Raw genomic sequence first — 16,377 nt, 5'->3', positions numbered from 1 at the left:
ATATCATGGCTATGACGCCTGCGGTTTGGTTTCCTACCATAAGAACCAACACAGGAACGGACGTTTACACCTTACGATTGATCAAGGGTTTGAATGAGCGAGGCATCAAAGCTGAAGCAAGCTGGCTTCCTCTTCGAGCAGAATATGCCCCCTGGACGGCCCCCCTTCCAAGCCAGCCCAAGTGGGCTAATATCATTCACACCAACACTTGGTTCCACCATCGATTTATCCCAGCGCAACTCCCCTTGGTGGCAACGATGCATCACTCGGTTCATCACCCATCTGCCGCTCCCTATAAAGGAAAATTACGCACCCTTTACCACAATCACTGGATTGCGCCAATGGAGCGACAAGTACTGATCCGTGCAAAAAAAGTCATCGCAGTGAGTCAGTTTGTTGCCGACACCACCAGGCAAACTCTTGCCGACGTTCCAATAGAGGTTATCTACAACGGTGTTGATACCGAAATTTTTAAACCCTATCTGCAACAGAAAACCGAAACCCGACCATTCCGTCTGCTTTATGTGGGAAGCTGGATAAGCCGGAAGGGAGTCGATTTACTAGCACCGATCATGCGTGAATTAGGAGACAATTTTGAGCTGCTCTATACCGGAGGTCCGGCATCAGACAAGGACAAGCCATCAATGCCTGCCAACATGCATGACATTGGCAGGCTGGATGGAGATAGAGAGGTTGCAAGAGCCATGCAACAGGCCGACGCCCTTCTTTTCCCCTCCCGCAGCGAAGGATTCGGTCTCGTAGCAGCAGAGGCCATAGCCTGCCGACTACCTGTTATTGCAACCCGCGGCTCATCATTAATAGAGGTAGTAACTCACGGCACGACAGGCCTGCTGTGCCCCGCAGATAATGTATCGGCTTTTACACAAGCGGCTCGACAGCTTGCAAACACGCATATGGACAATGGCGCCATCGAGGATCATGTTAAGGAAAGGTTCTCAATTGAGCGCAGCATCGAAGCGACCATCAAGGTTTATTATCAAGTCCTGGAAGGTGAGCGATAATCTCCATGGTGCTCCCTGGAAACATTAGTCACAGACCTCTCAACGACGCTCTCTTCCCCCGCCAAATTTCAACCGCACGACCTCCAGCTTCCTGACCGTTAGCAGTAAAACGGCAACACCAAGCACCTTTAATCGCATGACAGAACCAAACTCGTCCCCGGACCATATGATCTTAAGCTTCTGTAGGGTGCTGCGCTCAGGCAATACACGTTTGACATTCAGGTTCTGACGCCGGTCAGCAGAGAGCAGGGTGTACCTGCCCCCCGCAATCCGCCGCGCTTGAATAATCGCACTCCTCAGTTTTCTTCTGGGAGGAGTACTAACAATAGCGCTTTTCTCAAATCCAACAGTGGCTCCTGCCCTTTCTGCTCGCCAGCACCATTCCCTGTCCCCGCCAGACAACAGGGCCTCATCAAAATCACCCACCCGCAAGAACAATTCGCGCCTGACAAACAAGTTCGCCGTGGCCGTAAACCCTCTTATGTTAATGTTCTTTTCCTGCCCAAAGCCCACGATACACTGATAGGCTTCTGTGGCGGTTGGGTCATTGGAAAGCATATATATCACCTCACCGCCAATCACCCAGTCTCCCTCTTCTGCCAAAACAGCCTGCAACCCATTGATCAACCAATCCTTCTCAGGAGTGCAATCAGCATCCAGAAACACCAGAACATCTGCCTCGGATTGAGCAGCTCCAGCATTCCTTGCAGCATAGGAGCCCGGCGTATCGCAATGAATCATGGTGACAGGAAACGCGTAACTCTTTTGAATTTTCACTGGAGGTGAAGAGCCGTTATCGACCACAATCACGCCCAGCTGACAGCCTCCCTTTGACTGGGTGTCCAGTGACGCCAGGCATCTGGAAATGCCCTCAGCATCATTAAAGACCGGTATAATGATGTCTACGCGTGTTTTATTCACCACTCTTCCTGCATGTCAGGTCGGCACGAATCTCATCGCCCTATCAAACAACAAGGTCATACCTTGTCTTTATACATCAATGCCGTGATCTGCTCCGACACCAGCCCCATCAAAAAAACAAGAATAGCCGTGGTGAACAGTAGCGCTCCCATATTGGTAAAACGCCCATCCGTAAAATAGGTATAGGTATAATACGCCACCCCTCCGCCGCCCAGTGCCAGGGATATCGGAAAAAAAAGCTTCAACGGCGAAAACAGAGTACCGATCTTGAAGATAATCAGAAGAAAGCGCAGTCCGTCCCTCCAGAGGTTGATATGACTTTTAGACCCTTCAGCTCGTTTTAGTACTGTAATTGACTGGTAAGCTACCGAATAACCCGCCCGAAAAAAACTCATCGTGATCGTGGTTGGATAGGAAAACTTGTTAGGCAACAGGCTAATAAATTCCAGAAAGAGTTCCCGTCTCACGGCGCGAAAGCCGGAGGTCAGATCTTCCACCCGGTGACCGACCATCCAGCTGGCAAAGCGGTTGTAAAAGCCATTAGCCAGAGACCGGTGCAGTCCTGCCTGGCCTTCATTATTCCGGGCTCCGACCACCATGTCATAGCCCTCTTCCAATTTATCAATCAGTAAAGAGATATCTTCAGGGCGGTGCTGCCCGTCTGCATCCATGCAGACAACCACATCATGGCGGGCCGCCCTCAATCCCGCCTTGATCGCCGCACCGTTTCCCTTGCTGTATGGCTGGTTCAAGACCTTTGCTCCAGCAGCATGCGCAACCGCTTCCGTTTCATCGGTTGAGCCATCATTGACTACGATTACCTCTGCCTCAGGAAAAAGCGACAAAACACCCCTGACAGTTTGCCCGACAGAAACGGATTCATTCTTGGCCGGCATAACTACGGAAAATATCTTCATCGGGAATGGACACCTTATTTTTCGTCGAGAATGATCTTAAGCTGCTCTGACCACTCAGGTCGATTTTCCACCTCAAGCTGCTCAAACAACCAAACCAGAGATGCATCATTACGGTGTGTCCGCTGCACAAAGCGTTTCAACCAAGGAAATGCCTTCTCTTTATCAACATAACGATAAACGAAAAGACCATATTCCAGCGCCTCCTTTCCTGACAAGGAAGCCCTTTGATCCAGAATTTCCATTGCTCGCAGTGTATTAATCTTGTCTACATCAAACTCTCGACGCACATTGTTCATCAGCACCTCTACCGACCTCTGGTTTTGCCAGTCTTTGGGAGCCTCTTTCAATGCCTCAAAATAACGCTCCCAGTCAGCAGAAGCGTCCTCTCCCAGCATTGCCTTATACGTAATCGCATTTGAGGCCAGAGTTGTAGAAGAAATATGCTGCAAAGCTTCCTCTGTTACCTCCAGAGCCATCACCAAATCGGCCTTGTTCTGGTTGTCGTTATAGCGAGAGGAGAAGACATTTCCATACTGGATCCAGGCCCTTGGTGATTCAGGCGACAATTCGACGAGCTTCTTGCCATGGCGAACAGGATCCCCCCACGTATTAGCATGCAAGGCCGTCATAGCTCCCACCCAAAGAATCAATATGGCAATCGTCCCCTGGAATATCCTCCAGGCCCCAGCTTGAGGTTTCCAGCGGCAAACCCCTATCAGGCTTAAATCCATCAGCGCCAACAGCACGCCTATCAACGGAAAGTGGTTACGATGCTCGAACACCAGCTCCAAGGCGATGACATTGCTGGTAATGAAATGCCCAGCAAAAAACAGCAGCACCCCACAAGCAAACACAGGCCGGCGATGTCGCCACATCCAACCCCACGCCAGCAGCGCAACCACCAGTAAAATCGAAGGCAGGGTTGTCCATGGACTCCAGATGCCCCTGGATGGCTGGAAAGCATCATAGATAAACGGCATGTTATCCGGCCAGGGAATCACAATCTGATACAGGTACATTACCAGCACTCGCCCCTGGGTCATCAATCGCTCGGGTGTGGTGAAGTCGCGACCCGGGCTCGCCTCCCAATACCAAAAGTGAGGCACCACAACAAACAAATACCCAAGCAAGCCGAATACGGTTAAAACCAAATAGCTCTGCTTCAAACCCCTCTGAACAGAAGGCTGCGCAGCACGAAACCTGAGGACTGTTAGTTCAAGGATGAGAGTATAGGCAAGTAGCAAGACTGCATCTTCCTTGCAAAGCAGTGCCAGCAACCCGAATATGACAACCTGCACTCCACACAGGCGCCCTCGCTGGCCAAGAATTTGCGACTGTCGCATCCCCAAATAGGCCCACAGCGCCAATATGATGAAAAGGGTCGCCATGGTTTGCATACGCTGAACGATATACAGCACCGATGACACCTGCAGGGGGTGGATACCCCACAAGAATGCCAACAGCAGCGCTATCCAGATGGAACGCTCATGGGACCAGCCGGCGACCTCCAGTAAGCGGCGGAGCATAAAGACAAGAAAAAAAACGGTTATGCCGTGAATCAGCAGATTGGTCATCTTGAAGGCGGAGGCATCCATCCCCCCGGAACGCCAGTAGTCCAGCGCAAAGCTCAACAATGGCAATGCACGAGAGCCATCCACCCCATGAAAACTGAATGCAGCGATAATGAAATCGTCAATGTTGAATACATCAACGTAAAGCAAGCGGTTTTGCAGGATGTTGTAGCCATCATCCAGCGTAAAACCACCACCCAAGCCCGGCAAATACAAGGCGATTGCCAGAACGGAAATTAACAACGCATACAACGTCAAATGAAGAAACGAGAGACGCAAGAGTGTGTATCCTTGGTTATTTTCAAAGACTGGTCAGCGGTTGCAGCGTTTTATATGCTGACCAACCACAACCAAAAGCCTTTCGGCTCAGAGGATAACAAAAGTTTGTCCGACCCGGAGAAGACATCCAGGATAACCCACCATGTAGCACTATGGCCGATCATTATCCGAAAACAAAAAAGGCCCCGCAAACGGGGCCTTTTTATACCAACTAATCTAGATGGGCATTAGCCCAATTGATTAGTTATTGGACGGGGAGGAGTAGTCACAATCACCACCGCTATCCAGATTACAAGTGATAGTGCCATCACCCGGAGCGTTGGCAGCAGCAGTAGCTGCGCCCAAAGTCGCCAGGGTGAAACCGGTGCCCGGATCGGTATTGTTACAAGCCTGGTTACGCGGAGCAGCAGGAGTACGGCTGTCGTTCAGGTCAGCCAGAACAGTGTTGTAGTAGGCTTTGGCTTCAGCCAGACAAGCACGGTTGGCGGACTTGATGGTGTAGTCCTGGTAGGCCGGCAGAGCGATAGCGGCCAGGATGCCGATGATGGCAACCACGATCATCAGTTCGATAAGGGTGAAACCCTGTTGCATTTGCTTCTTCATGTGTTCTCTCCAATCATTGGCAAATCTTGTTATGAGCTCACCCCCGGCGAGCGTCTGCAATAGGATAATGCAGATAGCGGGCCAACTTTTTTCGTAGAGGGTCAAAACCGCCCCTCCTCCCATATTCTGGCCGTATCCGAAGCGGAACCTCGCCCTGCCCCCGCCCGAAACGACCGGTCACACCGCAAAATGGTGACAATCATCGTCAGCCACACACAAAAAACGTCACCCCAGCCCTAAAATAGCGTCACAGCTCAACCATAAGTTGAAATAAATGAGGCAAGGTGCTGATTTTGAGGGATTCAGGCTTCACTGTACCCCTGCCAGCAGGTATGTTAAGAATAAATTATTGGGCACCCCCACAACTCTAAGCATAAACAAGCAGGTTGCCATGACGTCTCAGAACATTCCCTTTAGCGGGCTCCCTCTTCGTCTTATAAGGCAGGAGCTCCTGACACAGGAAGAAGCGCAAGCCGCTATACAACAGGCGCGGCAGGATCGTGTAAGCCTGATACAGCATCTTGTTGGCAGCGGGAAGGTGTCCTCTACCGCTATCGCCTGCATGGCAGCCGAGGAGTTCGGGGACCCGGTTCTGGATCTGTCTACCTTCTCGCGGGACAGCCTGATCAAGGATCTGGTGGATCCCAAGCTGATTACCAAACACCATGTGCTGCCGCTGTTCCGCCGCGGCAGCCGCCTGTTTGTGGCTGTCTCGGACCCCACCAACCTGCCAGCTCTTGAGGAAATTCGTTTCAACACCGGTCTCAACGTTGAAACCATTATTGTTGAAGAAGACAAGCTTTCTCACTGGATCGAGAATCTCGAATCCGAGGCGGAAGGGTCGGCGTTTGATGATCTTGATGAGGGGCTGGATGATCTGGATGTCAGCGCCCCGGAAGAGAAAAACGACGAAACAAAATCCGGCTCTGATGACGCCCCCATTGTTCGCTTTGTCAACAAACTGTTGCTGGACGCCATTAAAGGTGGCGCTTCTGACCTTCACTTTGAGCCCTATGAAAAGAGCTATCGGGTCCGATTCCGCCAGGACGGCATTCTCACTACCGTCTCCAAACCGCCCATCAATATTGCCAGCAAACTGTCTGCCCGCCTTAAGGTCATGTCCCGTCTGGATATTTCCGAGCGCAGGGTGCCTCAGGATGGCCGGATCAAGCTGAAGATCTCCAAGACACGAGCCATCGATTTTCGGGTCAACACCTGCCCAACCCTGTTCGGGGAAAAGATCGTGCTGCGGATCCTCGACCCTGAATCCGCCAAGATGGGTATTGATGCGCTCGGTTATGAGGATGAACAAAAGCAGCTGTATATGGATGCCCTGCACAAGCCCCAGGGCATGATTCTGGTGACAGGCCCCACCGGTTCAGGCAAGACCGTATCCCTGTATACCGGGGTCAATATCCTCAACACCCCGGAACGCAACATTTCCACCGCGGAAGATCCGGTAGAAATCAACCTGGACGGTATTAACCAGGTGAACGTGAATCCCAAGCAGGGCATGGACTTCTCTGCCGCCCTGCGCGCCTTCCTTCGTCAGGATCCGGATATCATCCTGGTGGGGGAAATCCGGGATCTGGAAACCGCTAGTATCGCTATCAAAGCGGCACAGACCGGTCACCTGGTGCTATCAACCCTTCACACCAACAGTGCCCCGGAAACCCTGACCCGTTTGCGGAACATGGGTGTACCCTCGTTCAATATTGCCACCTCGGTTATCCTTATTATTGCCCAGCGTCTGGCCCGCCGACTGTGTGAGCACTGCAAGACCTCCGTGGATGTCCCCGAGAAATCCCTGCTTGAGATGGGATTCACGGAGGAGGATATTAAATCCGGGTTTACTGTTTACGCCCCGCAAGGTTGCGAGAAGTGCAAAGGCGGCTACAAGGGGCGCGTGGGGATTTATGAAGTAGTGAAGATTACCGATGGCATCTCGCGGATTATCATGCAGGAAGGCAACTCCCTGGAAATTGGCGATCAGTGCCGCAAGGATGGTTTTAATGACCTGTACCGTTCAGGTCTGGTGAAAGTCATGCACGGCGTAACAAGCCTTGAAGAAGTCAGCCGTGTAACGAGTGGACATTAATTATGGCCAGCAAAACAGCACAACAAAACGTCACCTTTATTTATGAAGGGGTAGACCGTAAAGGCGCCAAGGTCAAAGGGGAAACCACCGGCAAGGCGCCCTCCACGGTTCGCGCAGAATTGCGTAAGCAGGGAATCAATGCAAAGAAGGTCGTCAAGAAGCGGGAACTCAACATTGGCGGCAAGAAAAAGATCAAGAGCGTTGATATCACCATCTTCACTCGCCAGATGGCGACCATGATGCGTGCTGGCGTGCCTCTGGTTCAGGCCTTTGAAATCGTGGCCGACGGCCTGGAAAACCCCTCCATGAAAGAAGTGGTTCTCAAACTTAAGGCAGATGTGGAGGCCGGCGGCAATTTCGCCAGCGCGCTAAAGAATCATCCGGACCAGTTTGATGACCTGTATTGCAGCCTGATTGATGCGGGTGAACAATCCGGTGCGCTGGAAACCATGCTGGATCGAGTCGCTATCTATAAGGAAAAGAGCGAGGCGCTCAAACAGAAGATCAAGAAAGCCATGAAGTACCCGGCTACCGTTATCGTGGCTGCCGTTATTGTGACCGCCATCCTTCTCATCAAGGTAGTTCCCGTTTTTGAAGGCCTTTTTGCCGGCTTTGGCGCCGAACTTCCTGCCTTTACTCAATTTGTGATTGGCTTGTCCAAGGGGCTGCAAAACAATTTCCTGCTCATTCTAGTAATTATCTTTCTCTCTGCCGTGGGCTTTACCCAGCTAAAGAAACGCTCCCAGGCGTTTTCGGACATGCTGGACAGGCTGATTCTTCGGCTGCCCATCGTCGGCGACCTGGCATTCAAATCCACTATCGCACGGTATGCCAGAACGCTTGCCACCACCTTCGCCGCGGGCGTACCACTGATTGAAGCCCTCGAAACCTGTGCCGGGGCTACAGGGAATGTGATATACCGCAATGCGGTTTATCAGGTGCGCGATGACGTTGCCACAGGGCAACAGCTCCAGTTTGCCATGCGCTCGACGGGTGTATTTCCTGCAATGGCTCTGCAAATGACCGCCATTGGTGAAGAGTCCGGCTCTCTTGATGCCATGCTTGAGAAAGTGGCCATCTACTACGAAGAGGAAGTGGATAACGCCGTGGACGGCCTGACCAGCATGATGGAACCCCTGATCATGTCGGTTCTGGGTGTGCTGATCGGCGGCCTGATTATCGCCATGTATCTGCCAATCTTCCAGCTGGGTAACGTTGTAGGCTAATTATCTTGACTGAATTGCTGAAGCTTCTTGAAGCAAGCCCAACCTTGCTGGTTGGGCTTTCTGTTGTTCTGGGGCTGCTGGTGGGCAGCTTTCTGAATGTGGTGATCTACCGTCTTCCGGAGATGATGCAGCGGGAATGGCGTGCCGAAGCACGGGAGATTCTTGAGCTACCGGAGGAACAGGATCAGCCGATCTTCAATCTGGTGACGCCCCGCTCACGCTGCCCCAAGTGCGGCCACGCCATTGCCTGGTACGAAAATGTGCCGGTGGTCAGCTGGCTGCTACTGGGCGGCAAGTGCAAGGACTGCAAGACCCCCATCAGCAAGCGCTACCCTCTGATCGAAATCACCAGCGGCGTGCTGGCCGGTTTCTGCGCCTGGCACTTTGGTTATGGCGGCTGGCTGGTGTTTACCCTTTTTGCCACCTGGCTACTGCTGGCTGCGGCCATGATCGACGCAGATACCACACTGCTGCCCGATTCCATGACGCTGCTGCTGCTTTGGGCCGGTATTCTGGCGGCCCTGCTGGGGGTGTCTCCGGTATCGCTTCAGGACGCGGTCATCGGCGCTATGGCGGGTTATCTGTCCCTGTGGAGTGTCTACTGGCTGTTCAAGCTGATGACCGGCAAGGAAGGCATGGGCTTTGGTGATTTCAAACTGCTGGCTGCGCTGGGTGCCTTTGTGGGCTGGCAGTACCTGCCACTGATCATCCTGCTATCCTCTGTGGTCGGCTTGGTGTTTGCGGTGGGCGGCATGCTGTTTGGCGGCGAGAGGCGCGCACAGATCCCGTTCGGCCCCTACCTGGCCACCGCCGGCTGGATTGCCCTGCTGTGGGGCGATACCATCGTCACTTCGTACCTGGCAATGTACAAGATCGGTTGACAGTTGATAGTTGATAGCTAAAACCACCCCCAATCCCGTTTTGAGGGTTTCGCTGTCAACTGTCCACTATCAACTGTCAACTCCACACCAAGGTACAGATCAGGCCTCATGCTTGATTTTGGCACTCACCCAACCTGGAGACTCCAGCCGTGTTTGTAATTGGTCTTACTGGCGGCATTGGTAGCGGCAAGACCGCGGCTACGGATTACCTGACAACGCTGGGCGTCACTATTGTGGATGCGGATCTGGCGTCCCGGGTGGTAGTGGAACCCGGCAAGCCGGCGCTGAAGGCAATCGCCGAGCGTTTTGGTGATCATGTGATTGCGGAAGACGGGGCACTGGACCGCCGGGCATTGCGTGAGATCGTGTTTGCGGATCCTGATGCTCTCAAGGCGCTGGAAGGCATTACCCACCCGGCCATTGGCCAGGAGCTCCGAAACCAGATTGCCGCCAGCAAATCCCCCTATACCGTGCTGGTCTCACCTCTGCTGTTCGAGACCAGCCAGAAAGATCTGGTGCATCGCACCCTGGTGATTGATGCCCCTGCCGAGCTGCAGGTGAAGCGCACCATGGCGCGAGATCATGTGCCCGAAGAGCAGGTCGCTGCCATCATGAAAGCCCAGCTGGAGCGCACCAAGCGACTGGATCAGGCAGATGACGTGGTCGAGAATCATGGCTCGCTGGAAAAGCTGCACGGCGAGCTGGATGTGTTGCACAAGCTCTATCTGGAACTGGCGAGTAATCATTCGTAGGGCGGAAATGCCTCAGAGCATCTCCGCCGCCACGCAACGGCGGAGATCGGCTCACGCCGATTTCCGCCCTACGATGCTGACGTCTGACGTCTGACGCTTAAAGCGTTAGAATCCTGCCTTTCGCTGTCAACTGACCACTATCAACTGTCAACTGATTCTTATGTCCGACAAGACCACCCAGACCTACCCCTGCCCTCAGTGCAAGAAACTCACCCGCTGGGACAACAACCCCTGGCGGCCGTTCTGCTGCGAACGCTGCAAACTGATCGATCTGGGAGACTGGGCGGCGGAACGCCACGCGATTCCGGGAGATCCGGAAATGCCGGGATCCGACTTCGATGAACAGTGAACAGTGAACAGTGAACAGTGAACAGTGAACAGTGAACAGTGAACAGTGAACAGTGAACAGTGAACAGTGAACAGTGAACAGTGAACAGTGAACAGTGAACAGTGAACAGTGAACAGTGAAGGCTGCCCGAACAGCATACTCTGTCAAGTATTTGTTTTGCTTTTCCTTATCTTTTAAACGCAAAAAGGCCGCGCCCATAACCCGGACGCGGCCTTTTTGCTGGAAGCACACACAACGCGCTATCGCGCCGCTGTTAACTGTTCACTGTTAACTGTTAACTGTTAACTCCAGAACGCGCGAATCCCGGCCACCCCCACCGCCCCATGCTCCCGTGCGCGACTGATGTCTTCCGGCCCAACGCCGCCCAGCATGTAACAGGCCAACGGCAGGCCCGTGGCCCATTGCCCTGCTTTCTCCCAGCCCAGTGCGGGCTGGTCAGGATGGGTGGCGGTCGGATTGACCGGGGATAACAGGACACTATCCAGGCCCAGCGATACCGCCTTGTCCAGCGCCTGTTGATCATGGCAGGCCGCGCTCACCACACCACCGAAATCAGGCCTGCTATCACAGTCCGCCAGGACCCTCCCGGGCAGATGCAATCCAAACACGCCTGCAGGGATTCCTCCCGCCAAGCCTTGCGGCGAGTCCGCCCGCAACCAGACTTTCAGGCCCCGGGCGGCACAAGCCTCAAGCACCATGTCTCTGGCCGGGTAATGGCTCCAGCTGCGCAGGTAGAGGCCCGTTCTGGACGGATCCAGCAGTGCGATGCCGTCCAGTAATTGCTCCAGCGAAAAGGCATCCGGTGCGATGGCCAGCAAGGGAGGCAAGGTAATGGCCGTGACCACCGGCTGGTTGGCCGCCGGAAAGGTCAGGCCGGGTAACTGCTCCAGGGTAAACCATTCCACCTGTTGCCCTTCTCGGCCCACAGGCGAGCCTTGCCACGCGGTAACGTCACGAAAGTGCAGCGTCACATGCAGGTCGGGATACTGATGGGCGATGGTTATGAACGGAGAAGACAGCGAATCCACCATCCCCAGCTCCTCGTGGAGCTCGCGGGCAAGGGCATCAGACAACTGCTCCCCCCCTTCCACCTTGCCACCGGGAAATTCCCAGCGCCCACCCTGATGCTTATTGTCAGGACGCTTGCTCAGGCAGATGCGACCGTCTTCACCACGGATGATGGCGGCAACGACAGTGATGGCGGGGGTAGGTTCGGTAGTCATGAGTGCCTTGTTCTTGTCTGATACCTGTGTAAAGGAGAGGCCGGAGGTATAAACCAGCCATAGTCACGAGGTACGAGTTTCGAGTTGCGAAAACCGGAAAAGCAAGCGAGGTTTTGCCTTTCGAAACTCGTTACTCTCAACTCGCCGAATCGCTTGCAGGCATACCCTGAAGGGCACAGAGAGCTCCCACAGCAGATTTTCCCTCCGCGTGTTGCGTGAAGCGTGATGCCTGTTGCGTCTAAGTTCTATATTCCGCGTTGATCTTCACGTAGTCGTAGCTGAAGTCGCAGGTCCAAACCGTACATTCTCCCTGCCCGGCTGCCAGGTCCGCGCGGATGACAATTTCCGGTTTGGCCATAACGGCAGCGCCGTCGGCCTCCTGGTAACTCTCAGCCACACCACCCTGCTCTACAAGCAGCACATCGCCCAACCAGACGTTGACCTTATCAACATCCAGTTCGGCAATGGGGGCACGCCCCATGGCACCGAGAATCCGGCCCCAGTTGGGGTCCGAGGCAAACAGGGCAGTTTTCACCAGCGGGGAATGGGCAATGGTTTCCGCAACAACACGGGCATCGCTATCAGAGGCCGCGCCAGTGATCGTAATTTCCACAAACTTGGTGGCGCCTTCACCGTCACGCACCAGTGCCTGGGCCAGTTCCACGAATACGGATTCCAGCGCATCGAACAACACCTGGCTGCGATCATCCAGCGCAGTGATCTCGTCCAGTTTGGCCTGGGCAGTGCTGATCAGCATGCAGGCATCATTGGTGGAGGTATCGCCGTCCACGGTCACCCGATTGAAGGACTTGTCGGCCAGCGCCTTTACCCACTGATCCAGCAGCGGCTTGGCAATGGGCGCATCAGTGGCGATATAGCCGAGCATGGTAGCCATGTTCGGCTTGATCATCCCGGAACCCTTGGACATGCCGGTGACCGTTACCGGCACCCCATCGATTTCCACCCGGCGACTGGCCACTTTCGGGTAGGTATCGGTGGTCATGATACCTTCCGATGCCCGCCCCCAGTGATGCTCGTCCAGTTCCGCCAGGGCGACAGGGATACCTTTGGCAAAGGCATCCAGCGGAAACTGCTCACCAATCACCCCGGTGGAATACGGCAGGATTTCCTCTTCCCGGCAACCGGTCGCCTCGGCCAGTAATTTGCAGCTGGCCAGGCAGTTTTCCATGCCCTTCTTGCCAGTACCGGCATTGGCATAGCCGGTGTTAATCATCAGGTATTTCGGCGTGGTTTTCGCCAGACGCGCCTTGGCCACCTGCACCGGCGCCGCGCAGAAACGGTTGAGCGTAAACACGCCACTGACACGGGCCTCATCCGCCAATCCAAGAATCACCAGATCCTTGCGATTGGCCTTTTTGATTCCGGCCTCCACCGCTGCAAGCCGAATCCCGGGGACGGGCAACCACTCTGTTTGTGTCATAACCATTTCCTTGAAAAATCAGCTACAAGCTTCAAGCCGCAAGCTACAAGCCCAAACAAAGAAAGCACCGGCTTTGCCGGTGCTCTGGTTTTCCTTGCAGCTTGAAGCTTGGAGCTTGAGGCTATTCCTATTCAATCTTACCGTGGCACTGCTTGTACTTCTTGCCAGAGCCGCAAGGGCAAGGCTCGTTGCGGCCGACCTTGCGGCCTTCGCGAACCACAGTACCTGCTTGCTGGGCACCGCCTTCTTCGCCTGCAGCAGACTCAGTGCCGGGTTCAGCCACCGCCTGCATTTTCATTTTCTCGGCCTGACGACGGGCTTCTTCCTGGCGCTGTTGCTCCATGCGCTCCAGCTCGTCGTCGCGACGGACCTGGAAGCTGTGCAGTACCCGGATCAGTTCATGCTGAATCTGGTTAAGCAGGTTCTGGAACAGCTCGAAGGCTTCCTTCTTGTACTCCTGCTTGGGGTTCTTCTGGGCGTAGCCACGCAGATGAATCCCCTGACGCAAGTGATCCATGCTGGCCAGATGCTCTTTCCAGTGACGGTCGAGGATCTGCAGCATCAGATGCTTCTCGATACGGCGCAGGTCTTCCTTGCCGATCTCGGCTTCCTTACGCTCGTATTCCTCTTCCATGTGCTCGACCAGTTTTTCGACAATGCCATCAATATGCAGCTGATTGTCTTCATTGAGCCACTGGCCCACTGGCGCCTTGCACTGAAACTCTGCATCCAGGGTTTTCTCCAGCCCCGGCACATCCCACTGGTCTTCCACGGAGCCCGGGGCCATGTAGCTGTGAACCACTTCCTGAATCACATCGAAACGGATGCCCTTCACGGAATTGGTCAGGTCTTCGGTTTCCAGAATCTGATCACGCTGACTGTAGATCACCTGGCGCTGATCGTTGGCCACGTCATCATACTCGAGCAGGTTTTTACGGATGTCGAAGTTACGACCTTCCACCTTGCGCTGGGCGTTTTCGATGGCGCGGGTAACCCAGCGGTGCTCGATGGCTTCACCGTTTTCCAGCCCCAGGGAGCGCATCATGCCGCGGATACGATCAGAGGCGAAGATGCGCATCAGGTCATCTTCCATGGACAGGAAGAAGCGGGTGTAACCCGGATCACCCTGACGGCCGGCACGACCTCGCAGCTGGTTATCGATACGACGGGATTCGTGACGCTCGGTACCGATAATGTGCAGACCGCCAGCTTCCATGACCTTGTCATGGTTCGCCTGCCACTCGGCACGAATTTTCGCAGCCTCGCTTTCAGACGGCTCATCCATGTGCTTGATCTGCTCTTCCGGGTTACCGCCGAGCATGATGTCAGTACCGCGACCCGCCATGTTGGTGGCGATGGTCACTGCGCCGGGACGGCCGGCCTGGGCAATGATCTGCGCTTCTCGCTGGTGGAACTTGGCATTCAGGACTTCGTGATGGATCTTGTCCTGCTTGAGGCGCTTGTGCAGATACTCGGACGCTTCAATGGTGGCAGTACCCACCAACACCGGCGCCCCCTTCTCCACTGCCGCCTTGATCTCTTCCACGATGGCGTCGAATTTTTCCTGCAGGCTCAGGTACACCAAGTCGTTGGCGTCTTCACGCACCATGGGACGGTTGGTGGGAATCACCACCACATCCATGCCATAGATCTGGCGGAATTCCACCGCCTCGGTGTCCGCAGTACCGGTCATGCCGGCCAGCTTGTTGTACAGACGGAAATAGTTCTGGAAAGTGGTGGACGCCAGGGTCTGGTTTTCCTGCTGGATATTGACCCCTTCCTTGGCTTCGATGGCCTGATGAATCCCCTCGGACCAGCGACGGCCAGGCATGGTACGGCCGGTGTGCTCATCCACGATGACGATCTGGCCACCCTGGACAATGTAGTCGCGATCCACATGAAACAGGGCATGGGCCTTGAGGGCTGCGTGCACATGATGCAGCAGGGTCAGATTATGGGCAGCGTACAGGCTTTCACCCTGTTCCAGAATGCCATTGCTGACCAGCAGACCTTCGATCTTCTGGTGACCGTCTTCGGTCAGTTCCACCTGGCGCTGCTTCTCGTCAACGAAGAAGTCACCGCTTTCGTCACCTTCCTCTTCCTGCTTTTTCAGGTTGGGCATCAGCTTGTTGATGGCCATGTACAGCTCGGAGGAATCTGCCGCCGGACCGGAAATGATCAGCGGCGTGCGCGCTTCATCGATGAGGATGGAATCCACCTCATCCACTACCGCATAGTTCAGCCCGCGCTGTACCCGGTCTTCCAGACGGAAAGCCATGTTGTCACGCAGGTAATCGAAGCCGTACTCGTTGTTTGTGCCGTAGGTAATGTCGGCAGCATAGGCCTCGCGCTTCTGCTCCGAAGGCTGCTGGGACAGGATGATGCCCACGCTCAGACCAAGGAATTCGTAAAGCGGGCGCATCCAGTTAGCGTCACGCTCGGCCAGATAATCGTTCACAGTGACGACATGCACGCCCTCTCCGGAGAGGGCATTGAGGTATACCGGCAAGGTTGCGGTCAGGGTTTTACCTTCACCGGTACGCATTTCGGAAATACGCCCTTCGTGAAGAGAGATGCCGCCCATCATCTGCACGTCAAAGTGGCGCATGCCCATTACCCGGGTAGACGCCTCCCGCACTACCGCAAAGGCCTCCGGCAGCAGCTCATCCAGCGTCTTTCCCTGCTGGTAGGCTTCACGGAATTCCCGGGTCTTGAACTGCAGATCCGCATCACTCAGTTGGGCCAGCGCTTCCCCGTATCCGTTGATCGCTTCCACCAGCTTGCCCATGCGCTTGAGCTCGCGATCATTCTTGGTGCCGATAATTTTTTTGACGATGGTACCGAGCATAAAACTTCCGCTTCTATTTAAGTTAGGCCGTCTGCTCGCGATGGCAGGACGGCATCAGGACAGAGCGCCGGCCATAAAGGCCAAAGGGCTAAGGCCCTGTCCATGTTCCTTGCAACCCGTGGGCCACCAGGAAGGGTTGAGACGCAAGTGACAAGCAAAGGTCTCAGGAAAGCCCGCAGGGTGCAGACAACGTCTGCCGGGCATCCCCCTGAAAGAGAGCCATTCTAAACACAATAGAGTGGAGAG

General features: G+C 54.6%; 12 protein-coding genes and 1 pseudogene. 6 read left to right on the top strand and 7 right to left on the bottom strand.

The genetic code is table 11. The features are described from left to right. The first annotated feature begins 5 nt into the window (after window positions 1-5). A complete protein-coding gene (locus tag MWU49_RS15165) occupies window positions 6-1,022 on the top strand; it encodes a glycosyltransferase family 4 protein (RefSeq protein ID WP_246973925.1) in 1,017 nt (338 codons plus the stop codon). A gap of 39 nt (window positions 1,023-1,061) precedes the next feature. On the opposite strand, the gene MWU49_RS15160 is transcribed toward MWU49_RS15165, so the two are convergent. From MWU49_RS15160 to MWU49_RS15145, 4 genes and pseudogenes are all read right to left on the bottom strand, one after another. After that, the gene (locus MWU49_RS15160) at window positions 1,062-1,943 is read right to left on the bottom strand and encodes a glycosyltransferase (protein WP_246973923.1); all 882 of its coding nucleotides are present in this window, start codon (window positions 1,941-1,943) and stop codon (window positions 1,062-1,064) included. Window positions 1,944-1,999: 56 nt separating this feature from the next. Continuing rightward, window positions 2,000-2,860, bottom strand: coding sequence for a glycosyltransferase family 2 protein (locus MWU49_RS15155; protein ID WP_246973921.1), 861 nt, complete (start codon window positions 2,858-2,860; stop codon window positions 2,000-2,002). Window positions 2,861-2,874: 14 nt separating this feature from the next. Beyond that, window positions 2,875-4,710, bottom strand: coding sequence for a hypothetical protein (locus tag MWU49_RS15150; protein ID WP_246973919.1), 1,836 nt, complete (start codon window positions 4,708-4,710; stop codon window positions 2,875-2,877). Window positions 4,711-5,196: 486 nt separating this feature from the next. Next, window positions 5,197-5,313 (bottom strand): annotated as a pseudogene (locus MWU49_RS15145) (prepilin-type N-terminal cleavage/methylation domain-containing protein); the annotation flags it as partial. A 391-nt stretch (window positions 5,314-5,704) separates the two neighbouring features. Here MWU49_RS15145 and pilB point away from each other — a divergent pair. From pilB to yacG, 5 genes are all read left to right on the top strand, one after another. After that, the gene (gene pilB / locus MWU49_RS15140; protein ID WP_246973917.1) at window positions 5,705-7,411 is read left to right on the top strand and encodes a type IV-A pilus assembly ATPase PilB; all 1,707 of its coding nucleotides are present in this window, start codon (window positions 5,705-5,707) and stop codon (window positions 7,409-7,411) included. 2 nt (window positions 7,412-7,413) lie between these two features. Beyond that, window positions 7,414-8,637 carry a type II secretion system F family protein gene (locus tag MWU49_RS15135; protein ID WP_246973913.1) on the top strand — a complete coding sequence of 408 codons (1,224 nt, stop codon included), beginning with the start codon at window positions 7,414-7,416 and terminating at the stop codon, window positions 8,635-8,637. Between the two features lie 5 nt (window positions 8,638-8,642). Continuing rightward, window positions 8,643-9,518, top strand: a complete 876-nt coding sequence (locus MWU49_RS15130; protein ID WP_281502339.1) for an A24 family peptidase — start codon at window positions 8,643-8,645, stop codon at window positions 9,516-9,518. Between the two features lie 149 nt (window positions 9,519-9,667). Next, window positions 9,668-10,270, top strand: coding sequence for a dephospho-CoA kinase (coaE, locus tag MWU49_RS15125; protein ID WP_246973912.1), 603 nt, complete (start codon window positions 9,668-9,670; stop codon window positions 10,268-10,270). 160 nt (window positions 10,271-10,430) lie between these two features. Further along, window positions 10,431-10,619: a DNA gyrase inhibitor YacG gene (gene yacG / locus MWU49_RS15120; RefSeq protein WP_246973911.1), complete on the top strand. Its 189-nt coding sequence runs from the start codon at window positions 10,431-10,433 to the stop codon at window positions 10,617-10,619. A 281-nt stretch (window positions 10,620-10,900) separates the two neighbouring features. On the opposite strand, the gene MWU49_RS15115 is transcribed toward yacG, so the two are convergent. The 3 genes from MWU49_RS15115 to secA all read right to left on the bottom strand — a co-directional run bounded on the left by MWU49_RS15115 (window position 10,901) and on the right by secA (window position 16,131). Continuing rightward, window positions 10,901-11,842 carry a Nudix family hydrolase gene (locus MWU49_RS15115; RefSeq protein WP_246973909.1) on the bottom strand — a complete coding sequence of 314 codons (942 nt, stop codon included), beginning with the start codon at window positions 11,840-11,842 and terminating at the stop codon, window positions 10,901-10,903. A 238-nt stretch (window positions 11,843-12,080) separates the two neighbouring features. Next, window positions 12,081-13,283, bottom strand: a complete 1,203-nt coding sequence (argJ, locus tag MWU49_RS15110) for a bifunctional glutamate N-acetyltransferase/amino-acid acetyltransferase ArgJ (RefSeq protein ID WP_246973907.1) — start codon at window positions 13,281-13,283, stop codon at window positions 12,081-12,083. Between the two features lie 127 nt (window positions 13,284-13,410). Beyond that, window positions 13,411-16,131 (bottom strand): preprotein translocase subunit SecA, encoded by a 2,721-nt coding sequence (gene secA / locus MWU49_RS15105; protein WP_246973905.1) that lies wholly within the window; start codon window positions 16,129-16,131, stop codon window positions 13,411-13,413. Window positions 16,132-16,377: the final 246 nt, after the last annotated feature.

The organism is Alcanivorax sp. S6407 (genome assembly GCF_023016115.1).
In the GTDB taxonomy this organism is placed as follows: Bacteria; Pseudomonadota; Gammaproteobacteria; order Pseudomonadales; family Alcanivoracaceae; genus Alcanivorax.
The sequence above is the reverse complement of the archived record's forward strand: the minus strand, read 5'-3'. Positions and strand labels throughout refer to the sequence as shown.

Excerpts from the sequence above, each read along its gene's own strand:
- MWU49_RS15165 (WP_246973925.1), top strand. The coding sequence starts at position 6 with ATGGCTATGACGCCTGCGGTTTGGTTTCCTACCATAAGAACCAACACA.
- MWU49_RS15155 (WP_246973921.1), bottom strand. The coding sequence starts at position 2,860 with ATGAAGATATTTTCCGTAGTTATGCCGGCCAAGAATGAATCCGTTTCT.
- MWU49_RS15115 (WP_246973909.1), bottom strand. The coding sequence starts at position 11,842 with ATGACTACCGAACCTACCCCCGCCATCACTGTCGTTGCCGCCATCATC.
- argJ (WP_246973907.1), bottom strand. The coding sequence starts at position 13,283 with ATGACACAAACAGAGTGGTTGCCCGTCCCCGGGATTCGGCTTGCAGCG.
- MWU49_RS15135 (WP_246973913.1), top strand. The coding sequence starts at position 7,414 with ATGGCCAGCAAAACAGCACAACAAAACGTCACCTTTATTTATGAAGGG.
- pilB (WP_246973917.1), top strand. The coding sequence starts at position 5,705 with ATGACGTCTCAGAACATTCCCTTTAGCGGGCTCCCTCTTCGTCTTATA.
- secA (WP_246973905.1), bottom strand. The coding sequence starts at position 16,131 with ATGCTCGGTACCATCGTCAAAAAAATTATCGGCACCAAGAATGATCGC.
- yacG (WP_246973911.1), top strand. The coding sequence starts at position 10,431 with ATGTCCGACAAGACCACCCAGACCTACCCCTGCCCTCAGTGCAAGAAA.